The 15,099-nt window shown below is 65.3% G+C and carries 15 protein-coding genes and 1 pseudogene; 13 read left to right on the top strand and 3 right to left on the bottom strand.

Going from position 1 to position 15,099, the window contains the following annotated elements; translation table 11 throughout:
- Positions 1–519 precede the first annotated feature (519 nt).
- From radA to C935_RS0101080, 3 genes are all read right to left on the bottom strand, one after another.
- Complete coding sequence (radA, locus tag C935_RS0101090) at positions 520–1,866, bottom strand: DNA repair protein RadA (RefSeq protein WP_018860673.1); 1,347 nt, start codon at positions 1,864–1,866, stop codon at positions 520–522.
- Positions 1,866–3,152 carry an HlyC/CorC family transporter gene (locus C935_RS0101085; RefSeq protein WP_018860672.1) on the bottom strand — a complete coding sequence of 429 codons (1,287 nt, stop codon included), beginning with the start codon at positions 3,150–3,152 and terminating at the stop codon, positions 1,866–1,868. The genes radA and C935_RS0101085 overlap by 1 nt, the downstream gene beginning before the upstream one ends.
- Before the next feature lie 101 nt (positions 3,153–3,253).
- Positions 3,254–4,054: an inner membrane protein YpjD gene (locus C935_RS0101080; protein ID WP_018860671.1), complete on the bottom strand. Its 801-nt coding sequence runs from the start codon at positions 4,052–4,054 to the stop codon at positions 3,254–3,256.
- Positions 4,055–4,207: 153 nt separating this feature from the next.
- Between C935_RS0101080 and ffh the strand changes: the two genes are divergently transcribed.
- From ffh to C935_RS13310, 13 genes and pseudogenes are all read left to right on the top strand, one after another.
- Positions 4,208–5,596: a signal recognition particle protein gene (gene ffh, locus C935_RS0101075; protein WP_018860670.1), complete on the top strand. Its 1,389-nt coding sequence runs from the start codon at positions 4,208–4,210 to the stop codon at positions 5,594–5,596.
- 103 nt (positions 5,597–5,699) lie between these two features.
- Positions 5,700–5,957, top strand: coding sequence for a 30S ribosomal protein S16 (gene rpsP / locus C935_RS0101070; protein WP_018860669.1), 258 nt, complete (start codon positions 5,700–5,702; stop codon positions 5,955–5,957).
- Positions 5,958–5,998: 41 nt separating this feature from the next.
- Positions 5,999–6,508 (top strand): ribosome maturation factor RimM, encoded by a 510-nt coding sequence (gene rimM, locus C935_RS0101065; protein ID WP_018860668.1) that lies wholly within the window; start codon positions 5,999–6,001, stop codon positions 6,506–6,508.
- Between the two features lie 8 nt (positions 6,509–6,516).
- Positions 6,517–7,284 (top strand): tRNA (guanosine(37)-N1)-methyltransferase TrmD, encoded by a 768-nt coding sequence (gene trmD / locus C935_RS0101060; protein WP_018860667.1) that lies wholly within the window; start codon positions 6,517–6,519, stop codon positions 7,282–7,284.
- Between the two features lie 9 nt (positions 7,285–7,293).
- Positions 7,294–7,659 (top strand): 50S ribosomal protein L19, encoded by a 366-nt coding sequence (gene rplS, locus C935_RS0101055; RefSeq protein ID WP_018860666.1) that lies wholly within the window; start codon positions 7,294–7,296, stop codon positions 7,657–7,659.
- A complete protein-coding gene (locus C935_RS0101050) occupies positions 7,659–8,234 on the top strand; it encodes a methylated-DNA--[protein]-cysteine S-methyltransferase (RefSeq protein ID WP_018860665.1) in 576 nt (191 codons plus the stop codon). The genes rplS and C935_RS0101050 overlap by 1 nt, the downstream gene beginning before the upstream one ends.
- 366 nt (positions 8,235–8,600) lie before the next feature.
- Positions 8,601–9,416: a sulfur oxidation c-type cytochrome SoxA gene (gene soxA / locus C935_RS0101045; RefSeq protein WP_018868060.1), complete on the top strand. Its 816-nt coding sequence runs from the start codon at positions 8,601–8,603 to the stop codon at positions 9,414–9,416.
- A gap of 27 nt (positions 9,417–9,443) precedes the next feature.
- The gene (gene soxX / locus C935_RS0101040) at positions 9,444–10,133 is read left to right on the top strand and encodes a sulfur oxidation c-type cytochrome SoxX (RefSeq protein WP_018860663.1); all 690 of its coding nucleotides are present in this window, start codon (positions 9,444–9,446) and stop codon (positions 10,131–10,133) included.
- Between the two features lie 257 nt (positions 10,134–10,390).
- Positions 10,391–11,074: a sulfur oxidation c-type cytochrome SoxX gene (soxX, locus tag C935_RS0101035; protein WP_018860662.1), complete on the top strand. Its 684-nt coding sequence runs from the start codon at positions 10,391–10,393 to the stop codon at positions 11,072–11,074.
- Positions 11,075–11,164: 90 nt separating this feature from the next.
- Entirely contained in the window at positions 11,165–12,058 is an 894-nt protein-coding gene (rlmJ, locus tag C935_RS0101030) for a 23S rRNA (adenine(2030)-N(6))-methyltransferase RlmJ (RefSeq protein WP_018860661.1), read from the top strand.
- 24 nt (positions 12,059–12,082) lie between these two features.
- Positions 12,083–14,005 (top strand): molecular chaperone HtpG, encoded by a 1,923-nt coding sequence (htpG, locus tag C935_RS0101025; protein WP_018860660.1) that lies wholly within the window; start codon positions 12,083–12,085, stop codon positions 14,003–14,005.
- A 120-nt stretch (positions 14,006–14,125) separates the two neighbouring features.
- Positions 14,126–14,608 carry a peptidylprolyl isomerase gene (locus C935_RS0101020; protein ID WP_018860659.1) on the top strand — a complete coding sequence of 161 codons (483 nt, stop codon included), beginning with the start codon at positions 14,126–14,128 and terminating at the stop codon, positions 14,606–14,608.
- A 222-nt stretch (positions 14,609–14,830) separates the two neighbouring features.
- Positions 14,831–15,099: pseudogene (locus C935_RS13310) on the top strand (energy transducer TonB); the annotation flags it as partial.

The following is a 15,099-nucleotide window of genomic DNA, read 5'->3' as shown; positions in this document are numbered from 1 at the left end:
CTTGTAGATGGAGGCTAGGTCTTCGGACATCTTCGGCACGCGCGGCCTGCGGCCGTGGCGTGCCGCGCCCGCCAGCGGGCGCTGGGGGGCGGGCAGGATGCGGATGAGTGCAGCGAATCGCATCAGAGTTGCCCCGACGTCGGAACGGTGCGTTTCGCTGCGCTCAACCGCACCCTATGGCGTTGGAGCCAAGCATAAGCGCGGGGAGGCCTTCTGTTTTGACCTTCCTCCCCCGTATGAAGCCCCTTGCGGAAGGGTCTTCGGGACGGAAGAGAGGCGCTGACTGTTTGAGCGTAGCGAGTTTCAGCGCCGCCGGCCCGAGGGCCCTGGAGCAAGGTCCCCGGGCGGAATCCGGGTGCGCCTCGACGGGTACTTTCTTGGGCAAGCAAGAAAGCCAGTTGTTGATCAAAAACGGGCGCGGCGCGCTGGCGAGACAGCGCATGGCAGGCGGCCAGCCGAAGGCACGTAAACACCGGATGACGAACGGTGCCTTGCCACAAGAGGCGGCGGGGCCAGGCGCTACAGGGCGTCGAGGACTTCCGATAGGCGGGAGACCGCAACCACCTCCATGCCCTTGATGGGCTTGCGCGGCGCGTTGGCCGCCGGTGCGATCGCCCGGGTATAGCCGTGCTTGGCCGCCTCGCGCAGGCGCTCCTCGCCGTTCGGTACCGGCCGGATCTCGCCGGCCAGCCCGACCTCGCCAAAGGCCAGCATCTCTTGCGGCAGCGGCCGGTCGCGAAAACTCGACAACGCGGCGGCGAGCATCGGCAGATCGGCCGCGGTCTCGGTTACGCGCACGCCTCCGACCACATTCACGAACACGTCCTGATCGAACAGCGCCACGCCACCGTGGCGGTGCAGTACAGCCAGCAGCATGGTCAGCCGGTTCTGTTCCAGCCCCACGGTGATGCGCCGCGGCTGCGGGGCATGGCTCTCGGAGACCAGGGCCTGCACCTCCACGAGCAGCGGCCGGGTGCCCTCGCGCGTGACCATGACTACGGAGCCGGGTACCGGCCCCTGATGCCGGGAAAGGAAGATGGCGGAAGGATTGGAGACGGCCTTGAGCCCATTCTCCAGCATCGCGAATACACCCAGCTCGTTGACCGCGCCGAAGCGGTTCTTTACCGCGCGCAACATGCGGTAGCGCCCGTCCGGGTCGCCCTCGAAGTACAGCACCGTGTCGACCATGTGCTCGAGTACGCGGGGGCCGGCCAGCTGGCCATCCTTGGTTACGTGGCCTACCAGGATCACGGTGATGCCGCGCTGCTTGGCCAGGCGCACCAGGGCGGCGGCACTCTCACGCACCTGCCCGACCGAGCCGGGGGCGGATTGCAGTGCGGCGGTGTACAGCGTCTGGATGGAGTCGATCACCAGCACACGCGGGCGTTCGCGCTCGCAGGTGGCGATCACGTTTTCCACCTGCGTCTCGGTCAGCAGGCGCAGCCCGTCGACCTCGAGTCCGAGGCGCCGCGCGCGCATGCTGATCTGCTGGGCAGATTCTTCGCCGGTCACGTAGAGCGTGTCGCCGACCGGCAGCATGGCCAGGGTCTGCAGCAGCAGGGTGGACTTGCCGATCCCCGGGTCGCCGCCTAGCAGCACGACCGACCCGTGTACCAACCCGCCGCCCAGGGCGCGGTCCAGCTCCGACAGGCCGGTGCCGGTGCGAGGGACCTCGCCTGCCTCTATCTCGCCCAGTCGGGTGATGCCGGCGACCTCGCCCGCGTAACCGCCGCGTGGGCCGGACTGGGTGGCCGGTGCGGCCTCCTCCAGGGTGTTCCAGGCGCCGCAGTCGCCACACTGGCCCGCCCACTTTGGGCTTACCGCGCCGCATTCCCGGCAGACGTACTGGGTCTTCGCCTTCGCCATCAGGCTTCCTTGTGGTTCGGGCTTGTTGGTAGGTCGGGGGCGACCACGCGCACGGTGCGGATGGTGTTGTTCTTGATCTGTACGATGTCCATCACCACGCCGTTGATGCGTACACTCACCGGCGCCTCGGGGATGCTCTCGAGGTACTCGACGATCAGCCCGCTCAAGGTCTTGGGGCCATCCACCGGGAGCTCCAGACCCAGCGATCGGTTCAGCTCGCGCAGGTGGATGCCGCCATCGACCATCGCCGAGCCATCCTCCTGACGCAGCACGTCGTCGCTCATCGCCGGGGAATCGGTGGTGAATTCGCCAACGATCTCCTCCAGTAGATCTTCCAGGGTGATCAGACCTTCGATGTCGCCGTACTCGTCCACCACCAGGCCGATCCGCTTTTTCTGTTGCTGGAAGTTGATCAGCTGGCGGTTCAGCGCCGTGCCCTCGGGGATGAAATAGGGCGGCGTGAGGATCTGGCGCAGGTCTTCGGCGTCGAAGTCGTCACGTTCGATCAGCGGAATCACGTCGCGGCGGTGCAGGAAGCCGACGATATGATCCAGCTCGCCCTCGACCACCGGCAGGCGGGTGAAGCTGCCGTGTACCAGCTGCTCGACGACCTCGTTCCAGGGCTCGTTCAGGTCCAGGACCACGATCTCGTTACGCGGGATCATGATGTCCTCGACCGTGGTGCGCTCCAGGTCCAGCAGGTTCAGCAGCATGCGCTGGTGGTTGGCCGGGATCAGGGCGCCGGCCTCGGAGACCACGCTGCGCAACTCGTCAGTGTTCAGGGCCGATCGCCTCCCAGGCTGCATGTGCACGCCGAACAGGCGCAGCACGCTGTTGGCCAGCACGTTGATCATCCAGACGACGGGCCACAGGACTTTCAGCAGACCCGAGTAGATCCAGGCTGCCGGGTAGGCGACGCGCTCGCTGTGCAGCGCCGCGAGGGTCTTGGGGGCCGTCTCGGCGAAGATCAGCAGGGTCAGCGTGAGCACGCCGGTGGCGATGGCGACGCCGGTGTCGCCGAACAGCCGCCAGCCGATAAAGGTGGCGATCTGTGCAATCAGGATGTTGACGAAATTGTTGCCCAGCAGGATCAGCCCGATCAGGCGGTCCGGACGCTCCAGCAGGCGGGCGGCGATCGCCGCGCCCCGGTGCCCGGTCTGGGCGCGGTGGCGCATGCGGTAGCGGTTCAGCGCCATTAGCGCGGTCTCCGAACCGGAGAAGAACGCCGACAGCAGGAACAGGACGATCAGGGCGCCGAACAGAAAGGAGAGCGGGATCTCTTGCAAGGGGCGGCCTGCGGGTCAGGGATGGGATGTTCGCCCGGTGACGGGCGTCCGGGTCATTTCAGGCAAGCGCTGCCGGGGTGTCAAGCCCGAGCGTGCCCTGATCAGACACGCCCGAGGATGACTTCCAGCACGAGCTTGGAACCGAAGTAGGCCAGCACCAGTACCACGAAACCACCGGTGGTCCAGGCCAGCGCCCGCGTCCCGCGCCAGCCCAGGCGCCAGCGCCCGAGCAACAAAATAGAAAAGATCCCCCAGGCCAGCAGCGACAGGATGGTCTTGTGCACCAGGTGCTGGGCGAACAGGTCGTCCACGAAGATCAGCCCGGAGAGCAGGCTGAGCCCGAGGAACAGCCAGCCGATGAAGATCATGCGGAACAGCCAGATCTCCATCGAGAACAGTGGCGGCAGGAAGCGCACGATCCCGGAAGTGTGATGGTTGTGCAGTGCTCGGTGTTGAGTGGCCATCACCGCGGCCTGTGCCGTGGAGAGCGCGAGGAACGCCCAGCCTAGCGCCGAAAACAGGATATGCACGTCGATCCCGGCCGAGGTCGCGTAGCGCGTGCCGTCTTCGCACAGCAGGGCACCCAGGGCCGCCAGTGCGGTGAGCGGCAGGATCACCACACCCAGCACGGCCAGTGGGTGACGCAGGGCGGTCAGCCACAGCAGCGCGGCCACCAGCCACAGCGAGGCGGACAGGGCATTGCCCAGGCACAGGTTCAGGCCGGCCTCGGTTACCACCAGCGGGATCAGGGCCGCCAGGTGCACGATCAGGGCGGCCAGCCACAGTATCAGGGGCGCGCGCGGTTGCCCGGCCGCCAGGGGCTGGGTGCGGGTGGCGACGATCAGGTATCCCGTGGTGGCGAGATACAGCGCTACGGCGAGCAATCCGGCAACGGTGGTCATGGCTGGCGATTATCCCCGCTCGCGCGCCTGAATGCACATTCGTGCCGGCAAACCCGGAATGCGACTGGGGCCGTGCAGCCGGGGTGTCGGGCCCGCTATACTGTGCGGTCCTTCCCGGCGATGACCGGGGCCCGAGCGAGACGAGGACAGACGATGTTCGACGGCCTTTCCAGCCGCCTCCAGGAGACCATGAAGCGCCTGAAAGGCCAGGCGCGGCTCACCGAGGACAATATTCAGGACGCGTTGCGCGAGGTGCGCATGGCCCTGCTGGAGGCCGATGTGGCCCTGCCGGTGGTGCGCGAGTTCGTCAAGGACGTCAAGGAAAAGGCCCTGGGCAAGGAGGTCATCGGGAGCCTGACCCCGGGGCAGGCCCTGATCAAGGTTGTCCATGACGAACTGATCGCGACCATGGGCGGGGAGAACGCCTCGCTGAACCTGGCGGTCCAGCCGCCGGCCGTGGTGCTGGTGGCCGGTCTGCAGGGCGCGGGCAAAACCACCAGTATCGGCAAGCTCGCGCGCCTGTTGCGCGAGCGCGAGAAGAAGAAGGTCGCGGTGGTCAGCTGCGACGTCTACCGACCGGCGGCGATTCAGCAGCTGGAGACGCTGGCCGGGCAGGTCGGGGTTACGTTCTATTCCAGTGACACTAGCCAGAACCCCGACGCGATTGCGAGCGGCGCGGTGGAGCGCGCGCGGCGTGACGGCACCGAGGTGTTGCTGGTGGATACCGCCGGGCGGCTGCATGTCGACGAAGACATGATGGCCGAGGTGAAGAGCCTGCATCAGGCGATCGATCCGATCGAGACCTTGTTCGTGGTCGACTCCATGACCGGCCAGGACGCGGCGAATACCGCGCGCGCCTTTGGCGAGGCCCTGCCGCTGACCGGCGTGGTGCTGACCAAGGCCGACGGTGACGCCCGTGGTGGTGCCGCGCTGTCGGTGCGCCAGATCACCGGCGTGCCGATCAAGTTCATCGGCATGGGCGAGCGCCCGGATGCGCTCGAGCCGTTCCATCCCGAGCGCATCGCCTCGCGCATCCTTGGCAAGGGCGATGTCCTGTCCCTGGTCGAGGAGGCCAGCCGTCAAGTCGACCAGGACAAGGCGGCCAAGCTCACGCGCAAGCTGAAGAAGGGGCGGGGCTTCGATCTGAACGACCTGCGCGAGCAGCTCGGCCAGATGCAGAAGATGGGTGGGATCAGTTCGATGCTGGAAAAGCTGCCCGGGGGCGGCAAGCTGCCGGACGCGGTGAAGAACCAGGCCAACGACAAGGAGATCGGTCGCATGATGGCGGTGATCTCGTCGATGACCGAGCACGAGCGGCGCCATCCGGACATCATCAAGGGTTCGCGCAAGCGCCGGATCGCCGCCGGGTCCGGTACCCAGATTCAGGACGTGAATCGCCTGCTCAAGCAGCACGCGCAAATGAGCAAAGCGATGAAGAAATTCTCCAAGGGTGGCGCATCGAAGATGATGCGCGCCCTGGGCGGAAAAGTCGGCGGCATGGGTGGAATGGGCGGCCCCGGTGGGGGCATGCCGTTTCGCTAGTTGGCCGCCGGGCTTGCCCTCGGCACCTTGTGCTGGCGGCGGGATTCGTTATAATCGCGCGTTTTCTCGAGAAAACGGACTCAAACGGGGTTCTACAGAACATATGGTTACGATTCGCCTGCTTCGCCGCGGCGCCAAAAAGCGCCCGTTCTACTCGATCGTTGTCACCGATTCGCGCAAGCGTCGGGACAGCGGTTACAAGGAACAGATCGGTTTCTTCAACCCGGTCGCCCGCGGTCAGGAAGAGCCGCTGCGCATCGACCTGGAGCGCGTGGACTACTGGCTGGGCCACGGCGCCGCCCTGTCCGAGCGTGTGAACCATCTGGTCAAGGGCTACCGCAAGCAGCAAGCCGCGGCCTGAGGCCGTCGGCTCGCTGATTACGCGTAGTCCGAGCCCCGGTGATGAGCGAGGCGGGTGAACGCATCCGCGTCGGGCGCGTCTCCGGGGTGTACGGCGTGAAGGGCTGGGTCCGGATCTTTTCCGAGACGGAGCCGCGCGCCGCGATTGCCGACTTCCCCCGCCTGTGGCTGCGTTCCGGCGCCGCCTGGCGGCTCGCGGAGGTCGAAGCGGGCCGGGCCCACGGGCCCGGCGTCGTGATGAAATTTGCCGAGACCGCGGATCGTGAGGCGGCCTACGGCCTGATGGGCGCCGAGCTGGCGATCGAGCGCGACTGGCTCCCGCCCACCAAGGACGGCGAGTATTACTGGGCCGACCTGCTGGGCATGGAAGTCGAGCATCAAGACGGGACTGCGCTTGGGCACATCTCCGGATTTATGGAGACCGGCGCCAATGATGTGCTGGTCGTGCGCGGCGACCGCGAACGACTCATCCCGTGGGTACGGGATCAGTACGTTCTGGATGTGGACCTGGAGGCCCGGCGGTTGCGGGTCGACTGGGACCCGGAATTCTGAGGCGCACGATGCGCTTCGATATCGTCACGCTGTTTCCGGAGCTGGTGATGGCGGTGGGCGAGTCCGGGGTGACCGGGCGGGCGGTGCAGCAGGGCCGGCTCGCGCTGGAGACCTGGAACCCGCGTGACTGGGGTGCCGGTTTCCACCAGGCGGTGGATGATCGCCCCTATGGCGGCGGTCCCGGCATGGTCATGCAGTATGGGCCGCTGGCGTCCGCGCTGGAGGCAGCGCGGGCCGACGCGACGGCACCCCTGCACGTGATCGCCCTGACCCCGCAGGGGCGGCCGATCCGGCAGGCGATGTTGCGGGAGCTGGTCAGGAAGCCGCGTGTGGCCCTGGTGTGCGGCCGCTACGAGGGCATCGACGAGCGCTTCATCGAGGCGCAGGTCGACGAGGAATGGTCGCTGGGCGACTATGTCCTGTCTGGTGGCGAGCTGGGCGCGATGGTGGTGATCGATGCCTGTGCGCGCCTGCTCCCGGGTGTGCTCGGGCATGCGGATTCCGCCGGGCAGGACTCGTTCAGCGAGGGCCTGCTCGACTGCCCACACTACACGCGGCCGGAGGTCGCCGCGGGGCGTGCGGTACCGCCGGTCCTGCTGGGAGGCGACCATGGCGCCATACGGCGCTGGCGCCGACGCGAGGCGCTGGGGCGTACTTGGGAACGGCGGCCGGATCTTCTGGCGCGCGAAGAACTCGGGGCCGAGGATCTGGCCCTGTTGGACGAATACCGTGTGGAACGCCGGACGGGCGGTCCGCATACCGAAAGCGATGATTGAGGTCGAACGATGAACAGCGTGATTCAGGAACTGGAAGCCGAACAGATGAAGTCCGACGTGCCGGACTTTGGTCCGGGCGACACCCTGGTGGTGCAGGTGAAGGTGCGCGAAGGCGAGCGTGAGCGCCTGCAGGCCTTCGAGGGTGTGGTGATCGGCAAGCGCAGCCGTGGCCTCAACTCGGCGTTCACCCTGCGCAAGGTTTCCTACGGCAACGGCGTGGAGCGGACCTTCCAGACACACAGCCCGCAAATCGCCGATATCAAGGTGAAGCGCCGCGGTAAAGTGCGTCGCTCCAAGCTGTACTTCCTGCGGGATCGTACCGGCAAGGCCGCGCGTATCAAGGAAGACATCAAGGCGAACCGGAACGGCGCCTGATGACCGCGGTGGCCGCGCAGCCCCGCTCGCGCCCGCCCGGTTTTCCGTTGTCGGCCGAATCGGCCTTGCGAAGCCAGCGCTGTCTCCTGCCGGGAGTCGCGCTGGCTTTTGCGTGGCTGGAGTCCGACCAGGGACACCTGCTGGCCTGTGGCTGGCAGCGCCCCGACGACGTATACGATCTGTCGCCGTTGCGGGACATCCCCGCGGCTGATCGTTGTTCCCCTGCCTTCGACCCGGCGGACTACGCATCTGACCCGCTGCAATGGCGGGCCACGTCGGCGGTGCCCCCGGGGACCGCGCATGCCCGTCGCGTCTGGTCGGCCCTTTCGGCGATCCCGGTGGGCGAGGTCCGTACCTATGCGCAGATCGCCGCCGAGATTGGGTCGGCCCCGCGTGCTGTGGGGCAGGCCTGCCGGGCCAACCCCTGGCCCCTGTTTATTCCCTGTCATCGGGTCGTGTCCGCGCGCTACCGGGGTGCGCGCGACATTGGCGGCTATGCGGGTGACCAGGACGGCCCGCTGGCCGAGGTGAAGCGAGCCCTGCTCGTCCACGAGGGCGTGCTCCAACTCGATTAGGTCTATCCGTCCGACCATGCGGCGCGCTCGCGCTGCGGGACACTACTTCCTTTCGACCCTTCAATGACTTGCTGGTCGGCATAGCCGGACCTGGCCTTGGTCGACTCCTCGATTCGTCAAAAAATCCATCTTGTAGCGGAATAGAATCGGTGCAATCAACGTCTGCCTGACGGTGTTGAGCCCCGAGAATCCTTGAAAAACAGACTGTTAGAAAAAGCTAATATAGCCTTTTGTGTTGACAGCGCGGACCCCGGTTCAGCACTCTGCTACACAGGTCCGGGCCGTTCCGGCCACGGACCGTATCGAAAAAACCGTGTGATGGAGGTTTCCATGTTCAAGAAAGCATTGCTTGCGTTGCCCGTAGCAATGGCGGTCGGGGTTGCGGGCACCGCTGCCCAGGCCGAATGGCAGGACCCGAACGATGTCCTGCAGAAGCTGCTCGAGGCGCAGCCCGACTCGAAGTACCTGCATCAGAGTGAAATGAACATCATGATGATGCCGGACAACCCCGCCCTGTACCTGCTGGACGATGGCGAAGAGCTGTTCTACAAGGAACGCGGCCCGAACAACGCCTCCTTGGAGTCCTGTGACTTTGGCAAGGGCGAGGGCGTGCTGGAAGGCGCCTATGTCGAACTGCCGCGTTATTTCGAGGACACCGGCAAGGTGATGGACTTCGAAATGCGCCTGGTGCACTGCATGAAGGAAATCCAGGGCTTTACGTCCGATGACTCCGCGGTCTCGCAGCGTCACGGCTCCGGCTCGGACATCATGCGCCTGACCACCTACATCGCTCACCAGTCCTCCGGGTATGCCTGGAATCCGCCGCTGGATCACCCGAAGGAACAGGCGATGCGTGATGCCGGCGAGGTGCTGTTCTTCCGCCGTGGTGGTGCGATGGACTTCAACTGCGCGGCCTGCCATGGGGATTCGGGCAAGCAGATCCGTGCATCCGTGCTGCCGGAAATGCGCAACTCGCAGGAGTGGACCAAGGCGGTCTCCTGGCCGGCCCACCGTGCGGGACAGGACAACGTTCGCAGCCAGAACCACCGTATCCGTGGTTGCATCTGGCAGATGCGTCATGCCGGTATCCTGCCGGATACCCCGGTCAACACCGCGCTGATCTCCTACTGGAATGACGCGGCGCGTGGCGAACCGGCCATCCTGCCCGACCTGAAGCGGTAACTACGGACGCAATAGGAGACATCAAGTATGTTTAATAAAAACACTGTTGCGGCCGGTGTAGCCGCATTTGCATCCGTCGCCCTGGCTGCCGGCTGTGCCGTCGCCGACGGCAACAAGGCGGATGACGTGGATATCACGGCCATGAGCGCCGAGGAACTGGCCGAGCATCTCATCTTCGAGACCGGTAGCTGGCGTGATCAGGAAATGCAGGAAGGCGGTGGCTGGCGCGACCGCATGACCCAGGACGAAATCCAGAAGGCCTGCTCGTTCGACTCCACGCGGAATGACCTGGACGGCGAGGTTGCCGGTCGGGTCGTCGCGCTCGCCCGGGAGCAGTATCAGGCCCCGGAAGGCGACATTGAACTGGGTGACTGGCGCAAGGGTGCCGAGCTGGCGGATTCCGGCTACGGTTACCGCATCGGCCACAACGTCGACGACCACGGTACCCGCGAGGCGGGTGGCAACTGCTACAACTGCCACGTGATGGATTCGAGCGTTTCGGTACAGGGCACCATCGGCCCGAACCTCGAAAACTACGGTGCGCAGCGTGGCGACAGCCAGGAGATCCGTCAGTACGTGCATCAGGTGATCTCCAACCCGCACCAGTACTTCCCCTGCACGCAGATGCCGCGTTTCCAGGGGCTGCTGACCGAAGAGCAGATCAGCCACATCATGGCCTACCTGCTCGATCCGGAGTCCCCGGTTAACAACCGGTAAGTCGCCTCGTGCGACAACTGCCCGGTCCTGTTGGGCCGGGCAGTCAAGAAGCAAAGCAGTAACGGATTGTCACGCCTTGTGCGTGGCAGTCCGCTTCCTTACGAATTTCCGCGGTCGGGCGTTTGCAGATCTGGGCGTTGTACCAGTATGCCCGCCGGGCCGCACAGATGGGCTGAACAGGGGCACCGATGGGCCGCGGGCAGCGGCACAGGCTATAGAAACCATCGGTCTTGACGGACGTGAGGGGAGGCTCAGGGATGTTCAATCGTAGAATTCTGACTGCCGCGGTGGTTGTATCGGCCTCGGCGGCACTGGCCGGTTGTGACCAGTTCTTCCAGGACACCTCGGACCGCGAGGTGGATATTACCCAGATGAGCCCCGAGGAGTTGGCCGAGTATCTGGTACTCGAGACCAACAGCTTCCGTCTGGACCAGGATGTCCAGGAAGGGGGTACCGCGCGTGAGCGCATGCAGCAGGATGAAATCCAGGCGCTGTGTTCCCTGGAGGGTTCCCCGAATAGCGAGACCGCCGGACAGGTGGTAGCCGCCGCGCGGGCATCCTACGAGCGTCCCGATGGTGGGGTGCAACTGGGCGACTGGCGTCGGGGTGCCGAGCTGGCCCGCTCGGGGTATGGCTATCGCGTCGGGCACAACAACGATGACCACGGCACGCGCGAGCCAGGCGCCAACTGCTATGCCTGTCACCAGATGGATCCGGCCGAAACCACCTACGGAACGATCGGGCCGAGCCTTGCGAACTACGGACGCGAGCGCGGTACCGATGAGTCGGTCCTGAACTACGTGCACGAGGTTGTAAGCAACCCGCACCAGTATTTCCCTTGCACATACATGCCGCGATTCGGGCGGAATTTCCTGACCGAGGAGCAGATCAGCCACGTGATGGCTTATTTGCTCGATCCGGAATCGCCGGTGAATCAGTAAGCCGTACACACGGTTGCGGGTGGGCCCTTCGGGCTACCCTGCTTGAACCACCGCGGGTCCCTCGTGGTGGTTTTTTTGTATGGAGGGCGGATGATCCGCTATGACCATGCACGCCATGCCGGCAACTTTGCCGATGTCCACAAGCACCTGGTGCTGTGGGTCGTGCTCAAGGCCCTGCAGGAATCTGCCCGCCCCCTCGTGGCCATGGACCTCTATGCAGGCGCCGGACAGTACGACCTGACAGGCGAACTTGCCAGCAGCACGGGGGAATGGGAGCAGGGGATCGGGCGCTTGTGGCGTGTCCGCGGTGACGTCGCGCGGGGCTCGCCTCTGGAGGGCTATATTGCGTCCATCGCGGCGTGGCAGTCGGATCCGGGGCGGTTGCGATCCTACCCCGGCTCGCCCGTGCTGCTACAGGCGGGCCTTAGGGAGCGGGATTCACTGGTCGCCTGTGAACCGCATGCCGACCCTCATGCCGTTCTGCAGCAGACACTTCGCAGCGACGCCCGGTGCCAGGTCCATCAAGTCGACGCCCTCCACGCGGTACGCACTGAGATACCGCCGCGTAGACGTGGTCTGGGGTTGCTCGATCCACCCTACAAGCGACAATACGAGTACATGGAAGTGGTGCGGATCGCGCGGCTGATCCGTGCGCGGTGGCACGACGCGGTGATCATGATCTGGTATCCGGTGATGTCGGCGCGTCTCGACCGCTTCCTGCGGGGAACATTGATTGCGGAAATGAGGAATCCCTGGCTGGTAAGCGAGCTGAGGATGCACCGCGACCCTTCCGCGCATGCTGGCCTGAGCGGTTCCGGTGTCCTGATCCTGAATCCACCCTGCCAGCTGGAAGCGCGCCTCGAGGAAGCTCTGCTGCCAGTGCATACACTCCTGGATCCCGACGGCCTGGGAGGGCTTTACATGGCCGCAGGTCTTGAAAACGTGCCCGGCGACCCCACGTTGCGTGCTGTCAAACCCATTTGAGCGCACGAGAGGACGTACAGGACCATGACGGACACGCAGACCGCATCGGCCGCCCAGGGCCATACCGAGACCCGCCGCTTCGAGACCGAGGTCAGTCAGCTGTTGCAGCTGATGATCCACTCGCTGTATTCCAACCGCGAGATCTTCCTGCGCGAACTGATCTCCAACGGGGCGGATGCCTGCGACAAGCTGCGCTTCGAGGCGCTGGCCCAGCCCGACGCGATCCCGCAGCCAGCCGAGCTGGCGATCGACGTCGAGGTGGACAAGGAGGCCCGGACCGTCACCGTGCGCGACAACGGCATCGGCATGTCGCGCGACGAAGTGATCGAGCACATCGGGACCATTGCGCGGTCCGGCACCAAGGCCTTCCTCGAGAAGCTGACCGGCGATCAGAAGAAGGACTCGCAGCTGATCGGCCAGTTTGGCGTCGGGTTCTACTCCTCGTTCATCGTGGCCGACTCTGTCCGCCTCGAAACCCGTCGCGCGGGGACACCCGAGGACGCCGGCACCCGCTGGGAGTCGCGCGGCGACGGAGAGTACACCCTGAGCGACTGCGAGCGCCCCGAGGCGGGGACCGAGATCACGCTGACGCTGAAGGGGGACGCCGACGAGTTCCTCGAGTCCGTCCGCCTGCGTCACATCATCAGCCGCTATTCCGACCACGTGGCCTTCCCGATCCGCATGCGCAAGGCGGACGACGACGGCAAGCCTACCGACGAGTGGGAGACGGTGAACCGCGCCAGCGCCCTGTGGACCCGGCCGAAGAGCGAGATCAGCGACGACGAGTACCGCGAGTTCTACAAGCACGTCGCGCACGACTTCGAGGACCCGGCCGCCTGGACCCACAACCATGTTGAGGGACGCCAGGAGTACACCACGCTGTTCTACATCCCCAAACGCGCCCCGTTCGACCTGTGGGACCGCGACGCCCGCCACGGCGTCAAGCTCTACGTGAAACGCGTGTTCATCATGGACGACGCCGAGAAACTGCTGCCCAACTACCTGCGTTTCGTGCGCGGGGTGGTGGACTCGGCCGATCTCCCGCTGAACGTCTCGCGCGAGATCCTGCAGGACAATCGCCTGGTGGATTCCATCCGCTCCGGTTCGGTGAAGAAGATCCTCGGCCTGCTGGAGAGCATTGCGAAGAACGAGCCGGAGAAATACGCCGAGATCTGGCAGAACTTTGGCCGCGTGCTGAAGGAGGGTCCGGGCGAGGATTACGCCAACCGCGAACAGATCGCGGGCCTGCTGCGCTTCGCCAGCACGCAAAATGATGACGACACCCAGAACGTCTCGCTGGCCGACTACATCGGCCGGATGAAAGACGGGCAGGATGCGATCTACGTGATCACAGCCGACAACGCCAGCGCGGCGCGCAACAGCCCGCACCTGGAGATCTTCCGCAAGCACGATATCGAGGTGCTGCTGCTGTCCGACCGGGTCGACGAGTGGCTGCTCTCGCACCTGCGCGAGTTCGATGGCAAGCCGATCAAGAATGTCGCCAAGGGTGACCTCGATCTGGACAAGATTATCGGCGAGGAGGCGGCGACAGAGGATGCCGCGGACGACAGCGCGAAGGCCGACCAGGACCTGGGCGACCTGCCGGAGCGTATCCAGACCGCGCTGGGCGAGCGCGTCGACTCCGTGCGCGCCTCGAAGCGCCTGGTCGATTCGCCGGCTTGCATTGTGCTCGGCGAGCACGAGATGGCGCTGTATCTGCAGGAATTGCTGAAGCAGGCCGGGCAGGAGACCTTCTCCAGCAAGCCAGTGCTCGAGATCAACCCGAAACACCCGCTGGTCGAGCGTTTGCGCGCCGCCGAAGGCGACGACTTCAACGATCTGGCTTCGCTGCTGTTCGATCAGTCGCTGCTGGCGGAAGGCGGTCAGCTAGAGGATCCCTCCGGTTTCGTCTCGCGCCTGAACCGTCTACTGCTGCAAAAGGCCTGATCGCGAGACCGGGGAAGGCTGTTGTCCAGCCCCGGAAACCGCCCCGGAAAAGGGTGGACCTGACGCCACGGGGCCATGCGCGTTACCCTGTGCGGTTCATGTATCGAGAGGGCGAAGCCCATGCAAGTTGCACAAAACGCCGTGGTGTCCATCCACTACACCCTGACCAACGACGCTGGCGAGACCATCGACAGCTCCGAAGGCCGCGAGCCGCTCGCCTATCTGCACGGGAACGGCCAGCTGGTTCCGGGTCTCGAGCGCGAACTCGAGGGCAAGGGCGCCGGTGATAAAGTTCAGGCCAAGGTGACGCCGGAAGAGGGCTATGGCGAGAAGATCGAGGCCATGGTGCAGGAGATCCCGCTGGAGGCCTTCCAGGGCGTGGATTCCGTGCAGCCGGGCATGCAGTTCCAGGCACAGACCCAGAACGGCCCGCTGACCGTGACCGTGACCAAGGTCGAGGGTGAGACCGCGACCGTGGACGGTAATCACCCGCTGGCCGGCGAGAACCTTAACTTCGACGTCGAAGTCGTCGAGGTGCGCGAGGCCTCCGCCGAGGAGCTGGAGCATGGCCATGCCCACGGCGTCGGCGGTCACCAGCACTGAGCGCGTCCGCATGCCTCGCCCTGCGCAGGGCGGACCCTCAAGGGCCCCGGACTCCGGGGCCTTTTTTGTGTCCATGCATCATCTTTCCCGGTTTTCGTAAATGGTGTTGCAAACCATTCGCGTTCTCTATAGTGTAGCGTCCGTGCGGAACGACGCGCGGAAAAGTGGGGTGCTGGCAGACGGACGTCGGGCGCCGAATAATGCGGTGTCCGGATCACGCCAATGCCTCTCATGAAACCACCTCGTCAAGATCCCGCCCGCCCCCTCGCGCTGGGCCTGGCCGTCAGTGTTGCGCTGCATGCTGCGGTGCTGGGTGGGCTCTGGCTTGTTCGCGACGGCGAAGAGCCCGAGCTGATGGAGTCCGGGGGCGGTGGTGGACTGCAGGCCCACTGGATCGACCTTGACAGCATTCAGCCCGAGGACATGCTCGCTGAAGACTCGGGCGAGCCGGAGCCGGAGCCGGAGCCGGAGCCGGAGCCGGAGCCGGAGCC

Source organism: Thioalkalivibrio sp. ALJ3 (assembly GCF_000377205.1).
Classification (GTDB): Bacteria; Pseudomonadota; Gammaproteobacteria; order Ectothiorhodospirales; family Ectothiorhodospiraceae; genus Thioalkalivibrio.
This window is presented reverse-complemented; position numbering and strand designations above follow the sequence as displayed.